The organism is Pedobacter sp. ASV28 (assembly GCF_016428855.1).
GTDB lineage: Bacteria > Bacteroidota > Bacteroidia > Sphingobacteriales > Sphingobacteriaceae > Pedobacter.
The window spans coordinates 23669-38432 of the sequence record NZ_JAELTN010000018.1 but is presented as its reverse complement, the minus strand read 5'-3'; the positions used below and the strand labels follow the sequence as shown (position 1 = coordinate 38432).

The 14764-nt window shown below is 36.1% G+C and carries 15 protein-coding genes; 5 read left to right on the top strand and 10 right to left on the bottom strand.

The genetic code is table 11. The annotated features are described in order from the left end of the window. Positions 1-16: 16 nt before the first annotated feature. The 4 genes from JHD79_RS08700 to JHD79_RS08685 all read left to right on the top strand — a co-directional run bounded on the left by JHD79_RS08700 (position 17) and on the right by JHD79_RS08685 (position 4242). Positions 17-985 carry an electron transfer flavoprotein subunit alpha/FixB family protein gene (locus JHD79_RS08700; protein WP_199118839.1) on the top strand — a complete coding sequence of 323 codons (969 nt, stop codon included), beginning with the start codon at positions 17-19 and terminating at the stop codon, positions 983-985. A gap of 56 nt (positions 986-1041) precedes the next feature. Then, a complete protein-coding gene (locus JHD79_RS08695; protein WP_199118838.1) occupies positions 1042-1659 on the top strand; it encodes a bifunctional nuclease family protein in 618 nt (205 codons plus the stop codon). Positions 1660-1757: 98 nt separating this feature from the next. Beyond that, positions 1758-3143: a nucleoside permease gene (locus JHD79_RS08690; protein WP_199118837.1), complete on the top strand. Its 1386-nt coding sequence runs from the start codon at positions 1758-1760 to the stop codon at positions 3141-3143. Positions 3144-3168: 25 nt separating this feature from the next. After that, positions 3169-4242 (top strand): DUF3667 domain-containing protein, encoded by a 1074-nt coding sequence (locus JHD79_RS08685; RefSeq protein ID WP_199118836.1) that lies wholly within the window; start codon positions 3169-3171, stop codon positions 4240-4242. 371 nt (positions 4243-4613) lie between these two features. Here the strand turns inward: JHD79_RS08685 and JHD79_RS08680 are convergent, their stop codons facing one another. The 9 genes from JHD79_RS08680 to JHD79_RS08640 all read right to left on the bottom strand — a co-directional run bounded on the left by JHD79_RS08680 (position 4614) and on the right by JHD79_RS08640 (position 12071). Continuing rightward, positions 4614-5882 carry a citrate synthase gene (locus JHD79_RS08680; protein WP_199118835.1) on the bottom strand — a complete coding sequence of 423 codons (1269 nt, stop codon included), beginning with the start codon at positions 5880-5882 and terminating at the stop codon, positions 4614-4616. A gap of 93 nt (positions 5883-5975) precedes the next feature. Beyond that, positions 5976-6512 carry a DUF3347 domain-containing protein gene (locus JHD79_RS08675; RefSeq protein ID WP_199118834.1) on the bottom strand — a complete coding sequence of 179 codons (537 nt, stop codon included), beginning with the start codon at positions 6510-6512 and terminating at the stop codon, positions 5976-5978. Positions 6513-6683: 171 nt separating this feature from the next. Next, positions 6684-7190, bottom strand: a complete 507-nt coding sequence (locus tag JHD79_RS08670) for an outer membrane beta-barrel protein (RefSeq protein WP_199118833.1) — start codon at positions 7188-7190, stop codon at positions 6684-6686. A 227-nt stretch (positions 7191-7417) separates the two neighbouring features. Further along, positions 7418-7957, bottom strand: a complete 540-nt coding sequence (locus tag JHD79_RS08665; RefSeq protein WP_233164615.1) for a hypothetical protein — start codon at positions 7955-7957, stop codon at positions 7418-7420. A 180-nt stretch (positions 7958-8137) separates the two neighbouring features. Then, positions 8138-9265: a DNA adenine methylase gene (locus JHD79_RS08660; protein WP_199118831.1), complete on the bottom strand. Its 1128-nt coding sequence runs from the start codon at positions 9263-9265 to the stop codon at positions 8138-8140. Between the two features lie 15 nt (positions 9266-9280). Further along, positions 9281-10216 carry a tRNA (adenosine(37)-N6)-dimethylallyltransferase MiaA gene (gene miaA, locus JHD79_RS08655; protein WP_199118830.1) on the bottom strand — a complete coding sequence of 312 codons (936 nt, stop codon included), beginning with the start codon at positions 10214-10216 and terminating at the stop codon, positions 9281-9283. Then, positions 10216-11067, bottom strand: a complete 852-nt coding sequence (locus JHD79_RS08650; protein WP_199118829.1) for a hypothetical protein — start codon at positions 11065-11067, stop codon at positions 10216-10218. Before JHD79_RS08650 ends, miaA begins: the two co-directional genes overlap by 1 nt. After that, on the bottom strand, positions 11058-11435 hold the full coding sequence (locus tag JHD79_RS08645; RefSeq protein ID WP_199118828.1) for a hypothetical protein: 378 nt from the start codon (positions 11433-11435) through the stop codon (positions 11058-11060). Before JHD79_RS08645 ends, JHD79_RS08650 begins: the two co-directional genes overlap by 10 nt. 159 nt (positions 11436-11594) lie before the next feature. Then, the gene (locus JHD79_RS08640; RefSeq protein WP_199118827.1) at positions 11595-12071 is read right to left on the bottom strand and encodes a YMGG-like glycine zipper-containing protein; all 477 of its coding nucleotides are present in this window, start codon (positions 12069-12071) and stop codon (positions 11595-11597) included. A 327-nt stretch (positions 12072-12398) separates the two neighbouring features. Here JHD79_RS08640 and JHD79_RS08635 point away from each other — a divergent pair, with 327 nt between their 5' ends. Continuing rightward, positions 12399-13784: an MBL fold metallo-hydrolase RNA specificity domain-containing protein gene (locus JHD79_RS08635; protein WP_199118826.1), complete on the top strand. Its 1386-nt coding sequence runs from the start codon at positions 12399-12401 to the stop codon at positions 13782-13784. On the opposite strand, the gene JHD79_RS08630 is transcribed toward JHD79_RS08635, so the two are convergent. After that, a complete protein-coding gene (locus tag JHD79_RS08630; RefSeq protein WP_199118825.1) occupies positions 13781-14764 on the bottom strand; it encodes a type IX secretion system membrane protein PorP/SprF in 984 nt (327 codons plus the stop codon). The genes JHD79_RS08635 and JHD79_RS08630 overlap by 4 nt on opposite strands.

Genomic DNA, 14764 nt, shown 5'->3' with positions numbered 1-14764 from the left:
AGGGATGGAGGTAAATATGTCAGTATTAGTATACGTAGAACAAGTGGATGGTAAATTCAAGAAATCAGTTTTTGAAGCAGTATCTTATGCCAAAGCCATTGCAGATAATCAGCATACAAATTTAACAGCCATATCTATTGGAAATGTTGCCGATAGCGAATTAAAAGAATTGGGGAAATATGGAGCAAGCAAAATTTTAAAAGTTGAAGCAGCGCAACTCAAAAATTTCGTCAACCAAGCCTACGCTTCTGTTATTACCGAGGCTGCACAGAAGGAAGGAGCTGATATTGTGGTTTTATCCAATTCATTTTCGGGCAAAGGATTGGCTCCACGTGTTGCAGTGAAACTCAAAGCTGGCCTAGTGGATGGTGCCGTTGAATTGCCCAGCAGCAATGGAGAATTTTCCGTTAAAAAAACCGCTTTTTCAGGAAAGGCATTTGCGGTGACCACCCTTACCTCTGCCAATAAGGTTATTGCCTTAAACCCTAATGCCTTTGGCATAAAAGAAAATGCAGTTGACCCTACTATAGAAACATTTAGTCCAGAAATAAAACCAACAGATTTAAACACCATCATTAAAGAAATTGTACGTGCGACCAATAAAGTATCTTTACCAGATGCCGAGTTAGTTGTTTCTGGTGGCAGGGGATTAAAAGGTCCTGAGAACTGGGGAATGATCGAAGAGCTTGCCGATCTTCTAGGGGCAGCTACAGCTTGTTCGAAACCCGTTTCCGATGCGGATTGGAGACCTCATTCCGAACACGTTGGACAAACAGGTATTGCCATTAGCCCTAATTTATATATAGCTATTGGTATTTCGGGTGCCATACAACATTTGGCAGGTGTAAGTTCATCAAAAGTTATTGTGGTGATCAATAAAGATCCAGAAGCGCCGTTCTTTAAAGTAGCCGATTATGGCATTGTGGGTGACGCATTTGAAGTCGTTCCTAAAATCATCGCTGCTTTAAAAGCACATAAAGGATAGTTTTACATAAAGACCTCCTCGGTTTCCAAAAAAATCGGAAGTCTTATTTTATACATATGAAAAAAGTAAAACTTGATATTGTAGGACTATCGTACAGCCAGACCCAGTCTGGAGCTTATGCGCTTGTACTGGGCGAAGTAAACGGAAGAAGAAGGCTGCCTATCATTATTGGTGCTTTTGAAGCTCAGGCCATAGCCATAGAAATTGAAAAGATGACGCCTACCCGTCCGCTTACACACGATTTGTTCAAATCGTTTGCACAAGCTTATCAAATTGAAATTACCGAAGTTTTAATCTATAATTTAGTAGATGGTGTTTTCTTCGCAAAATTAATCTGTAGTAATGGATCAGAGCAGATAGAGATCGATGCACGTACCTCTGATGCCATTGCCCTGGCTGTAAGGTTCAATTCCGTAATTTACACCTACGAATTTATATTGGCCTCTGCAGGTATTGTAATAGAAGGAAATGATTTCCTTTTTTTAGAAAATATGGACAGTATTACCAATCCACAAAATACAGAAGAAGTCCAATCATCTATCCCTGTTTCAGGCTACCAGAACCTATCTATAGAGGAGCTACAGCAAAAACTAGATGCAGCACTGGCAGAAGAGGCTTATGAAAAGGCCGCCCGGATTAGAGATGAGATCAACAAAAGAAATGCAGGTAAATAACCTGCATTTTTTAATTAATAGTTATATTTTACTGTATTTATTTTAAAATAATCCTATATTCAAACCTTTCAAAACAACTAAACAAAAGGTAAATATTTATGAATATTAAGCTACGCTTAACTATAATGAGTTTCATGCAGTTTTTTGTGTGGGCTGCTTGGTTAATTACCATTGCCAACTATTGGTTTGGTACCAAACAATGGGATGGTGCTGATTTCGGGATTATATTTGCTACCATGGGAATAGCGTCCCTGTTTATGCCTACGCTTACCGGTATTTTAGCCGATAAATGGATTAACGCCGAAAAACTTTACGCAATTTTGCACCTTTTGTATGCAGCAGTAATGTTTTATTTGCCCCAAGTAAACGACCCTCATACTTTTTTCTGGATAATACTTGTAGCCATGTGCTTTTATATGCCAACAATTGCTTTGAGTAACTCTATAAGTTATACCACTTTAAAAAATGGCCAGTTTGACGTCATTAAAGATTTCCCGCCTATACGCGTATGGGGTACAGTTGGTTTTATTGTTGCCATGTGGGTAACGAATTTAACTGGCAACAAAGCAAGTGCCAATCAATTCTATATAGCTGGTATTGGTGCTATTCTTTTAGGCCTCTATTCATTTACTTTACCTGCCTGTAAACCTACAAAGTCTGTTTCAGAAAAAGCAACGCTTGTTCAAACTTTAGGCCTAGAAGCTTTTAAGTTATTTACCAGCTATAAAATGGCTCTATTTTTTATATTCTCTATGTTTTTGGGCGGTGCATTGCAACTAACAAATGCTTATGGAGATGTTTTTTTAGATGAATTCAAGTTATTTCCAATATATGCTAATTCATTAGTTGTTAAATATTCTACATTAATTATTTCCATATCTCAGGTATCTGAAACCTTATTTATACTTGCCATCCCTTTCTTTTTAAAGCGTTTTGGCATTAAAAAAGTAATTGTTCTTTCTATGTTGGCTTGGGTTTTCCGTTTTGGGTTATTTGCCTATGGAGATCCTGCAGGTGGTTTATGGATGATTATTTTATCTTGTATCGTGTATGGGATGGCATTTGATTTCTTTAACATTTCGGGATCTTTGTTTGTAGAGACATCTACTACTGCCAAAACACGTTCTTCTGCTCAAGGCCTATTTATGATGATGACTAATGGTTTTGGTGCTATTTTAGGAAGTTTACTATCTGGCTGGATGATAGATAGATATTTTACTAAATTTTATACAGATATAAAATCTACAGCAAATTTGGTAAATACAGATGTAGCCAATGAACATTTACTTCAATTTTTAAAAAACAAAGGTATCAATGTTTTAGCGGATGGTAGTTTAAGCCGGGCATTAGACGTAAAAGACTGGCACAACATCTGGTTAAGTTTTGCACTTTACGCCTTAGTTATCACTATTTTATTTGCTTTAATGTTTAAGCACAAACACACCCGTGCAGAGGTAGAAGCTATCAATAAAATCAGTCATTAATTTAGTAATCGTATTATCATAAACCATGTCGTCCATAAAGCTTAGAAAAGAAAAAAATTGTTTAAACTGTGGCCACGAAGTAGCAGAAACTTATTGTCCACATTGCGGTCAGGAGAATATAGAATTAAAAGAAGATGCATGGCATATGATTACACATGCCATTGCAGATTATTTTCATTTTGAGCATAAGTTTTTTGGCACTATTAAGCCCTTACTTCTTAAGCCTGGTAAATTAACGGTCGATTATGTGGCTGGTAAAAGGGCATCTTTCCTGCATCCTATTAAGCTTTATATTTTCATCAGTATTGTATTTTTTATCACCATTTTTAGCGGTAATGATAAGAAAAATAAGTATACCGAAACTAACGTACAAATAGCAGAAAAGCTAAAAAAAGATACGGTAGTTAGTAATTCTGTAGACGAAGTAAAAGAAATACTCAAGTATATCCCTGTAAGTAAAAGTAAAAAGGATAGTATTTTAAAAGAGGTTAAAAAAGATATTAAAGAGGATGGCAGCGCTACTGTTAACATTGGCACGAAAAGAAAAAAACGCGGCTTTAACAAGTTTGTGTACGAAAACCAGACGTTGGAAGAATATGAGAAAAAGCAATTGGCTTTACCTAAAGCAGAACGTGATAATTTTATTGTAAACTATTTCACTAAGAAAGGTATCGAATTTAATAAATACCCCGATCCAGGCAAGAAGATTGGTGAGGACATGATTAAATATGTACCGAAGATGATGTTTGTTCTTCTACCTCTTTTTGCGTTGATTTTGAAATTAGCTTATGTTAGAAAAAAACGGTATTATTACGAGCATCTAATTTATTCTTTCCATACGCATTCAGCTATTTTCTTAGCCTTAATTGCCTGTACCTTTGTTAGTTGGCTAACTAGCTTTGTTTACGATCTTAGTGGATTAATTAGCTTTCTTGGCTTCCTTTACGTAATTTGGTATATCTACAGATCGTTAAGAACTTTTTATGGTAGTAGTAGATGGGTAACGGTGCTAAAGTTTTTCTTCTTGAATTTCTGTTACAGTATTTTGCTCACACTTTGTTTTTTAGGTATTATTGCCATTAGTTTTATTGGCGGATAATTAGACCTTTTTTACCTTTATTAGACTTTGACAATCTTAAATACATCTTGTTATAAAACTGCCATCTAGTACACCTTGTTGCCTGCTAGATGGCAGCAGAAAACTTTTGTTTTTGCTTATCATTCTTAATGTAATGAAGAACAACAAATTTATGTTTATGCAGTCCAGAAAACAGATCTCTCATTTCTCTTAATGACAGGTTAAACAAAACACAAAAAGGGAATGGCAGAAAGCGGGGTTACTATTTGCCATGAAATAGCGCTACTGGATTTTCTAATAAATACCAAAACAGAAATCTTTTAACGCTAAAAAGCCGGCAATCCACCGGCTTAGCAATTAATATATTTGGTTGTAAAGAGAGTTCTTTTGTATTACAAGTGCTTATCTACATCTCCAACATAAATTTGGCGAGGTCTGCCAATAGGTTCTTTGTTGGTTCTCATCTCTTTCCATTGTGCAATCCATCCTGGTAGACGTCCCAACGCAAAAAGTACAGTAAACATTTCTGAAGGGAAGCCCAATGCCCTGTAAATAATACCAGAGTAGAAATCTACATTTGGATATAATTTACGGTCGATAAAATATTGATCTGTTAAAGCAGCCTGCTCTAGTTTTTTTGCAATTTCCAGTACAGGATCGTTAATGCCTAAACTTTCTAAGATATCATCACAAGCTTTTTTAATGATTTTAGCTCTTGGATCGAAGTTTTTGTAAACGCGGTGACCAAAACCCATCATTCTAAATGGATCATTCTTATCCTTAGCTTTTGCAATCCATTTATCGGTATCTCCACCGTCTTCTTTAATTCTTTCCAACATTTCAATTACGGCCTGATTGGCGCCACCGTGCAATGGACCCCAAAGCGCTGAAATACCAGCAGAAATAGAAGCATATAGGTTACAATCTGAAGAGCCTACAATTCTCACGGTAGAAGTTGAACAATTCTGCTCATGGTCCGCATGAAGGATCAATAATTTGTTCATTGCACTTACCACTTTTGGATTTGGTTCAAAATCTTCGGTGCGTTGACCAAAAGTCATCCATAAATAGTTGGTGATGTAATCGTATTTATTTTTAGGATAAATTAGGGGATGACCTAAAGATTTCTTATAGATGAAAGCCACAATGGTTGTCATTTTGGCCAACATTTTAATGATCGTAAGATTTTTTTCTTCTTCTGATTGGTTAGCTTCTAAACTTTCTGGATAGAAAGTAGAAAGGGAACAAACCAATGAAGACAATTGGGCCATAGGATGTGATTTCGAAGGATATCCATCAAAGAATTTCTTCATATCCTCATGAATCAAGGTATGCATACTGATGTCTTTCTGAAACTTTTCCAAGGTCTCTTGTGATGGCAGTTCACCATAGATCAATAAATAGGCAACTTCTAAGAATGATGCTTTTTCAGCTAGCTCTTCAATAGGATATCCACGATATTTCAAAACACCCAATTCCCCATCCAAAAAAGTGATTGCACTCTTGGTAGATCCTGTATTCTTGTAACCTAAGTCTAAGGTGATGTGACCGGTAAGGTCTCTTAATTTTGAAATATCGATAGCTTTTTCTCCCTCCGTACCTGTAATAACCGGAAATTCATAAGTCTTTCCATCTATCTTAATTTCTGCAGTAGTCGACATATATTTAAAATTTTATATAAGTATAAGTAGTTATTTCTGATTATAAAAATTTATGCTCCATACGGATACATAGTTGTTACATTTTTGCCTGTATTATTTAGCTTTCACCTCTGCTATTACTGCTCCGCACTCCATCATTTCCGACCCATAATATGGGTTTTGGATTTTCTTTTCAGTAGACAGCCAATCTCCCCCATCTCCTTTGTTGGCCATAGGGCAGTGCTGTACATATATAGTTCCAGAAGTAAGCACTGTATGTTGAAATACCGGAACAAGTTCCGTATTTAAGCTCGTGAATTCTTTTCGTTGGGCTGCAATATCCTTTGCCGTTGCTATTTTCTGCGTTAAAATGGCAGCATTTTCACATCCATTATAGCCTTTTAATAAAGTTGCCAAGGTTGTTGCGGCCGGTTTAGCTGCTTCAAAATTTGTTGATACAAGTTCATCTTTTAGCTTGATATAGGCCGAGAAGATGGTCTGAAGTTTTTCGTCAGCGATATGCAGGTCAGCAACCTTGCCCTCCACTTTTTCAACCGACAGGGTATCTGTGGCGGTTGTTGATTTGTTTGTGCTGTTGCAAGCCATTAAAATCGATATTGCAACCACGCCAAAATAATTTCTTACTTGCATTATTTATAATTCTTACGGCCTTACATTTCAATAAAGTAAAGTCGATCATTAGAAGTTTTGTTTTTTGCTCAAAATAGCATTTATAATTCTAAATTCACAAAAAAAGCCTCGATAAAATTATCGAGGCTCTGTAAAATTATATTCTGATTATAATTTCTTCACATTGGTTCTTTAAAGTTTGAAACCATAAGCCAATCTCAGGCCTACATAGCCATTATTAGCCCCACTTTTAGTTAACCCCTCATACTTAACACCTAAGTCAAGACCGCTACTCCATGCATAGCCCACCACAGGTGAATAAACAAATGAGGTTCCCGAACCAGAGTTGGTGCCAAAAGCAGCTCCCACCTCACCTAAACCATATACTCCAGCTCCTGTTTCATTAAAAAAATACTTAAGACCAGCTTTCACAGGAATATAACCAAAGCTACCACCACCATAAGTATCTTTAATGGAAATATTAGTATAACCTGTTGTTAAGGGAACCGATAATTGTTTATCAATATCAAATTGATAACGAATATCACCTCCTATCGCAAAACTATACCCTGTTTGTGTTGGAACACCTACATTTAATCCAATACCAAATTTTGGTGCAGATTGAGCATTTACATTAGTTGTAAAGAATATAGCTAATGCAGCTGCTGCAACGGCTACGATTTTTGTATACTTTTTCATTTTTCTTACTTTTAAGTTTTATTGTTATTATTTTTTTATGATTGATGATCCCACCAATTGAAAACAGATAAGCAAACAGCATGCCATGCCAACTTTGAAAGCACTCAAATAGTACTATCAAGTCGCTATACAACAACAACTTAAAGCTTTTAAAACTATAGTAGCTTCTTTTGTTACAGAAATATTTTTAGAAGCTCAAACTGTATAGAAAAATGAACAATTAAAGGTTAAAAGAGCTTTTTATCCCACAGTTTTAATTCTTTTAAACTAAAATGGTAATTAACCGTAACCCCTTTATGCTTTCCATCTACTTCATCTCCCTTTCCACTTTTTCGCCTAAACTTTCTTTTATCGCCTTCTTTTTGCCATATGGGTTTTAGCTCCGAAACCAAACGATAATAGTAATTTGCTTCCTCTTCCCCTAGTACACATGGACGATTTAGCAATGCCCAAAAAATAAATATTTGAAGGTTATGGTCTTGTTCTAGTCCAAAATACCGTTCTAAATCGCTCAAATTAAGCGCTACAGTTTCAGAAGGTTTTAATCCGCTGTATGGAATTTTTGTTTCTATACTCATAAAGGTGCGGCGTTGCACTTTTACTTCTATATAGAATATTTTGCCTTTCCTATCTTTTACTTCAATATCGGGATATCCCTTCTCAGTCGTTTTACAAGCTGAAAAAGAGGTAGATTTATTGACATACCCAATCAATTGATGTTCATAATATTCAGAAAAGCTTAAATCATCTTCAAATTGATAATTCATCTTACTTTGACCGTCACAGGGAGTTGGACAATCATTGCAATTAAAAACATAGGGTTCTATTTGCAGGTATTCTTTCATCCGTATTATTTTTCAATATTGATGAAGTCTTACCCTTACACGAAGGTATCATGATCTATCCATGCCCATATGAGGTGGGGAATCATGCAGTTTCTTCATCATTTAATAATTGGTAATGATTAAATGTGTCACTTTTCTATCATTTCGTCCTCTCACATTATAAGTATAATGTTTTCCAAAAGTTAGCATTTTAACCCGAGAATCAGAATATATTTCACGAATATATTTTGTTTCCTTAATCACTACCATCCATTTTGCCGCACAATTAATCAGAAATCTGGCTAAACGTTTTTGGTCGTCCTTAGTAAAAGCATTCTGGTCGTATTCAGAAAATTCACTATCATATGGCGGATCTAAAAAAATAAAATCGGTTGGAGTTAAGGTAAGATCATTCAACAGTTTTTCGAAATCCTGGTTAAAGATTTCGGTACGTTCGAAAAGTTTTTGGGTAGCCTCTTCAAAAATCAGATCGGCCTTTTGTCTAAAATTCTTGTTGTTATAAGCTATTCCTCCGTATGGTATATTAAATTCGCCCTTGGCATTGTACCTAAACATAGCAGCATAACAAAACTCCCTAACAAAGTACCAATTGGCAGCTGATTTAGGCTCAGAAATTGAAATGTCTCCATGAAAAGCCCTATTCATTAAATTTCTAAAAAAAAGATACATGCCACTTTTTAATCCGGTATGAAAATGATCTTTTAATTCTGAGGTATTGAATATGCGCTTTTCTTTCTCACAGATGCGCCGAATACGTAAAGCCTTATCTGATATACTTCCAATTAAAAACTTCATAAACAACAGTTTATCAACCATAAAATCTTCAGAATTTATGGCTTTATATTTAGATATACGTATAGGAATGGCTGTTGTAAACTTCTCTTGAAAAGCTATAAGGTCCTTTTCTTGTTTTATAAAAGTGGTAAACGCTGGTGCACAGTCCTCCCATAGCTCATCACACAACCCGGTCATTTCTTCCCAGGCATCTGCATACTCATAGATTTTATCTTTAAATTCACTATTGTTTATATGCTTATAGAATTTAATTAAATCACTGCTTTTATCATTTATGATGGCTTCTGTTTTAGGTTGTAGGGCAAAGAATACGCCCCCCCCTCCAAAAAATGGCTCTATATAACGTTCAAAAGCAGGAATATAGTCCTTGAATAAAGTAAATTCCCTGTACTTCCCTCCAGTCCACTTAATAATTGGTTTTACTTTTTTATCCATAGCACGAAGATGCAATTATTTTAAATCAAATTCATGCTGTATAAGCTGTTCAGCCATATTTTTTGAAAGCCTCTTATCATCGTCTACCGTTATCCAATTAATTTGTACTCCATCTTTTTCCATCTTTCTAAAAAAGGTCATCTGTCGTTTGGCAAACTGACAAATAGCCACCCCTAAACGTTCTTTTAAGGCAGCCAAACTCAATGTTCCATTTAGGTGCGCCATTACAAACTTATATTCCAAGCCATAGAAATTGATCATATCTTCACTTACTCCTTTTTTTAGCAGCAGTTCAACCTCTTCTATCAGTCCATTGGCCAACCTATAGTCTAAGCGTTCGATAATTTTTTTTCGGCGTATTTCTACTTTGTTCACTAAACCAATCACAACAGGAACCAATTTTGCTCTTTCTTCAACATCAAGATCATTATAACTCAAAAAATCAGCAATTTCTATTGCTCTAACTAATCTTTTTAATGAGCTATAATCAGCATGTTTTCTTAAATGTTCTGGATAAGCATTTAATCTTTTTTGTAAATCATCCTTACTTAGCAATTGTAATTCTTGCCTTAAATCAAAATTAACTGGAACAGCGGTAAGCTCATGATTCTGTAAAATACTATGAATGTACATCCCTGTGCCTCCGCATAAAATAGGCAATTTATTTTTTGCTTTTATATGCTCAAAAGCTTGATAAAAATCATTTTTAAAGGCATTTACTTGGTAACGCTCTCCTGCATCTTTAATATCAATCAAATGATAGGGAATATTAATTTCTCCCACCCGGTATTCACCCAAATCTTTTCCCGTACCAATATCCATACCTCTAAAAACCTGTCTACTATCTGCACTGATAATTTCGCCATTAAACCGATGGGCCAAATAAGCCGCCAAGTTGGTTTTCCCAGATGCAGTAGCACCTAATATGATCAATAGGTTCTTTTCAGACATTAATCGTTGTTAGTATAAAGATGATATTTAAGATTCCCCGTATTAAATAATTTCACAAAGCCTCTTTGTAGTATAAAATCATCCAAATTTAAAATATTTTGTGCTTGATAGGCATTAAGAATTTCTTTAGGCAAACGATGAGGAAAATACCTGTTCAATGTTTTTATCTCTACATATAAAAAAGCTGGAGGTGTGATATCAGACTGCCTAAAGCCCAATTTATGATATCCTTTACCTAAGGACCAATCTCTATCGGCATAAGTCATCAGGTCATTGACCTGAACTTGTTGCAGGAAATATTTTATCAGCTTACTTAGGCCACCTATTATCGTATAGCCAGATTTCGTAGCAAAACGTACCAATTCAGCCGACTGGTAGGCCACCCCCTTACTTTTCATGGGTCGAACATGACTGAAGCATCCAACAGCAACCAAATTACCATTAAGGGTTATTCCGTAATTATATTTTGCCTTTACGTATCCCTGTAAGTGATTTTCGTTCAGAAAGACTGAGGTTTGCTTTTGATCCAATGCAATGATCTCAGTTTTCCGGGCATACAAGCTTTTGTTATGGCCACAAAAGGATCTAATTCTACTTAATACCTGTTCTCTTTTGGAAAACCAGACATCCTCCCATAAATGCACCAACAACAAGCCTCTTTCCTGATACTTTGTCTGTAGCGACAGCAACTGCTCAGGCAGAAATAGATTATCCAAGGGTACCAAGTGTACAAACACGATCTTTTTAATATCAATGATATAAAATGGTTCTACCTCTACCATACTTACAGAATGATATTCATTTTGTAAGTTCAGAAAGAAATCTTCTTGAAATAAAGGATTTAAACCCACTCGTTCTTTTTATATATTTTAAAACCTTTGTCTAAAGCATCGGCGATCTGCTCTAATAATGCATCATCCAGTTTATTAATTTGAAAGCAAGATAATCCTTTTAATAGTTTAAATAGCGAAGGATGGAAAACCACCTTGATTTCTGAGGTTTGATGTACTGGCATAAAATAAAATCCAACATGATTTTTTAATATTTTAAGTCCAGCAAAATAGAGTTCATTTTTTTTCTGGCCATCAATCATTACATTTCTTTCACTCCACAACTCATAAACAGTATCTGAGCTTAACCTGGCATTCAACCCCAATGTTTCATAAGGTTGCATCACGGCCCGTATGGATTGGAAAATTTCTATAAGATTGGTTTTCATAAAGCTTTAGTTTTACACAACAAAGTAACATGCTTTATTGTAATTTTAAAACACTATTTATCTGTAAATGTTTCTCATTATTCTTTTGAAATTAATTCTTATTCAATAAAAATGCCCATAATCTGTAAAAATCATGGACATTCATCATATATGATGGAATTATTGTTTTTTCTGCACTCGACCACTTTTTCTATCTTCAGCCCTGCCTATAACATAGCCAGCACCAGCACCGGTCAAGCCTCCTATAATTGCTCCACGACCATCTTTTTTATCAATCAAGACACCTGTCAATGCACCTACCCCCGCGCCTATGACCGTACCTTTAGCCGCATCACTCCAACCTTTTTTCTTATTGGCCTGTGTAGTGGTCTGTCCTGCCGATGAGTTAGTTACCGTACCACTAGAAGAGTAGGCCGCTGAAGCAGCGCTACGTTTCGCTGCAGCAAGCTCAGCTATATGTTGTTCGTCTTGTTTTATTTTTTCATTTTCAGCTTCTGCACGTTTAAAACTATCTAATTTCAAACTATCTTTTATGGCCGTTAAAGCCTGCTGTTTTTCCAAAGCTTCCTGTTTTGCACTTTTCCCACAAGAGGCCAAAACTACTGCAAGTGCAACTACTGTGAATATCTTTTTCATAACTTTCCTTTTTATGGTATAAGTTATACATTCTAAAAAATTGTGCCAAAAACAAATGACAATTAGATTAAACCGGCTATAAAAACAACACTTTTACATTCAAAAATTTTAAAACACCATACAAAATGTCTTTCAAAAAGCATTTAAAGTACCATATCAAAATGCTAAACTACAGATTTAAATCATCATCAAGGTGTAGCCTGATTGTTAGTAAATTAATTAAGTGGCCTACGGTTTCATTAAAGTGATTAATAAAAAGCTTCATCAAATTGTCGGTTATTAAATACAAAAAAACATATATTGTAAGCTTATATTTTATTTCAATTCATGAAATTAACCATTTGGGGTGCTGCTCAACAAGTTACAGGCAGCATGCACCTTTTAGAAACAGAGCGGAGCAAGATCTTAATAGATTGTGGGTTGGATTACGAGAAAGGAACGTATCAGGAACAGAATAGCTATTTCCCTTTTCATCCTGCCGATATAGACCTCGTCATTTTAACACATGCACATATAGATCATTCTGGCAATCTTCCCACCTTAATAAGAATGGGATACAACGGACAAATATTATGCACTGGGCCAACTGCCGACCTTGCCGAGATTTTGCTTTTCGATTCCGTCAATATTTTCTTGGGAAAACAGAAAAGACATAAAAGCAGGAAAAAACACCACAGTGGCCCACAACCATTATACCTACAAAAGCATGTAATGGAGACCATGGATAGGTTTATAACCCTTGGCTTTAACAAACCCTTTAAAATTAATGGAGATATTGAGCTTACTTTTTCTCCCGTAGGACACTTGCTAGGTGCCGCAGCGGCTATTTTAAGCATAAATGAAGGCGGAAAAAACACAAAAATTGCATTTACAGGAGATATTGGCAGAAAAAACTACCCTGTACTTGTTGACCCACAGCCATTACCTGAAGTGGATTATCTAGTATGCGAATCTACCTACGGTGGCCGACTGCACAGTAAAGATGCTTCGCTAACAGACACGCTGATTGAAGTGATTGAGGAGACCTGTATTAAAAATCCAGGCAGGCTAATTATCCCTGCTTTTAGCATAGGAAGAACACAATCGTTGATATTTACGCTCAACAAGATTTTTAGCGACGGCTTACTTCCTAAAGTAAAAGTCTTTGTGGACAGTCCGCTGGCCAATATGGCTACGGCGATCTATAGAAAGCACCAACAATATGTTAGCGAAGAGGCCAAAGATTTTTACCAAAAAAATGGTGACGAATTTGAATTTGATAACCTTACTTATCTGCAAACGCAAAAAGAGAGCCTAGCGGCAAGCAATTATCTTGAGCCCTGTATTATTATTTCATCTGCCGGAATGCTAGAGGGGGGACGAATACAAGACCACTTATATTACAACATACAAAACTATTATTGCACCATTTTATTCATCGGTTATTGTGCAAAAGGCACCCTTGGCGATAGACTTTTACGTGGAGACCCGATTATACGCCTCAGAAATCGTGATTTAATGGTATACGCCAAAATCGAAAAGACAGATTTATTGAGTGGCCATGGAGACCATAATGATTTATTAGAAGTAGTTAGGCAACAAAGACCAGAGCATTTAAGAAAGGTATTTTTAGTACATGGCGAAATCAACAGTATGGCCAGCTTTGCAACAGCTTTAACAGAAGAAGGCTATAAGGTGGAAATGCCCGAACGTGGGGTAAGCTATGAACTTTAGAAATAGCAAAAATTGATCCGGCGTTCTTTCTCGTTCATAAAATTCCAGCTAATGGATATTTCGTGGGTAGAACCACTGTAACGGGAAAGGCCACTTAAAGCATGGTCATAAGAATAACCTAGCCTTAATCTCTGATCTATAAAGACTTCGGCCATACCAATAATGGCATTGCTATTTTTAACATCGCCTAGCAGTGCAGGTTTATTGTAAAGTTTAACCCCTGTTCTATAGCCCGCACCTATCCATACCTTTTGTTTAAACAGGAAAAAAGCATTCAAATCTAACACCGTAGGACCAGATACATCATCCTTTATGAGAAAAAATGGCTTAAAATCAATTTCATATTCAACCAGAGGAATTAATACTCCTCCAGTTAAATAATAGTGTGGATTTGGGGTAGGATAATTAAAATCTAAGTTTTTCTTATTGAGCATATACCTCCCTATCAAATTATTTACAGAGGCTCCCACATACATTTTCTCGGTAGAGAAAAATACACCAGCCCGCATGTCTGGTATGATTTTCTTGACCATTCCAGTGGGAATAAAATTATCACCTTGGTCTATTGGATCAAGCATATTTCCATCTATACCAGATTGTTGGAAGCCAATGCCCAAGCCAAAAGCCAATTTAGACGTTTCGTCTTCATTGACCGGAAAACGATAGGCATAATTGGCAAAGGCAGATAGGTTCTTTTGCGCCCCTAATTGATCCGCACCGACAATTAGGGACAAACCCACACGTTCATTAGGCATTAAGGCATCGGCCGCAAAAGAAAAGCTTTTAGGAGCGCCATTTATACCCATCCATTGATTTCTGTAAGTTGCATTGAGGTTTAACCTTTCCCGATAACCCGCATAGGCAGGATTAATGTAAACCGCATTGAATATGTACTGGCTATACTGCGCATCTTGTTGTGCAAAGCCAGCAACACTTACTATTGTTAACCAAAAGACAATATACCACCTTCTTCTTTCCAT

Bases quoted from the DNA above. Each gene is read 5' to 3' on its own strand.
- JHD79_RS08700 (WP_199118839.1), top strand. From the start codon at position 17: ATGTCAGTATTAGTATACGTAGAACAAGTGGATGGTAAATTCAAGAAA.
- JHD79_RS08695 (WP_199118838.1), top strand. From the start codon at position 1,042: ATGAAAAAAGTAAAACTTGATATTGTAGGACTATCGTACAGCCAGACC.
- JHD79_RS08690 (WP_199118837.1), top strand. From the start codon at position 1,758: ATGAATATTAAGCTACGCTTAACTATAATGAGTTTCATGCAGTTTTTT.
- JHD79_RS08685 (WP_199118836.1), top strand. From the start codon at position 3,169: ATGTCGTCCATAAAGCTTAGAAAAGAAAAAAATTGTTTAAACTGTGGC.
- JHD79_RS08680 (WP_199118835.1), bottom strand. From the start codon at position 5,882: ATGTCGACTACTGCAGAAATTAAGATAGATGGAAAGACTTATGAATTT.
- JHD79_RS08675 (WP_199118834.1), bottom strand. From the start codon at position 6,512: ATGCAAGTAAGAAATTATTTTGGCGTGGTTGCAATATCGATTTTAATG.
- JHD79_RS08670 (WP_199118833.1), bottom strand. From the start codon at position 7,190: ATGAAAAAGTATACAAAAATCGTAGCCGTTGCAGCAGCTGCATTAGCT.
- JHD79_RS08665 (WP_233164615.1), bottom strand. From the start codon at position 7,957: ATGAATTATCAATTTGAAGATGATTTAAGCTTTTCTGAATATTATGAA.
- JHD79_RS08660 (WP_199118831.1), bottom strand. From the start codon at position 9,265: ATGGATAAAAAAGTAAAACCAATTATTAAGTGGACTGGAGGGAAGTAC.
- miaA (WP_199118830.1), bottom strand. From the start codon at position 10,216: ATGTCTGAAAAGAACCTATTGATCATATTAGGTGCTACTGCATCTGGG.
- JHD79_RS08645 (WP_199118828.1), bottom strand. From the start codon at position 11,435: ATGAAAACCAATCTTATAGAAATTTTCCAATCCATACGGGCCGTGATG.
- JHD79_RS08640 (WP_199118827.1), bottom strand. From the start codon at position 12,071: ATGAAAAAGATATTCACAGTAGTTGCACTTGCAGTAGTTTTGGCCTCT.
- JHD79_RS08635 (WP_199118826.1), top strand. From the start codon at position 12,399: ATGAAATTAACCATTTGGGGTGCTGCTCAACAAGTTACAGGCAGCATG.
- JHD79_RS08630 (WP_199118825.1), bottom strand. From the start codon at position 14,764: ATGGAAAGAAGAAGGTGGTATATTGTCTTTTGGTTAACAATAGTAAGT.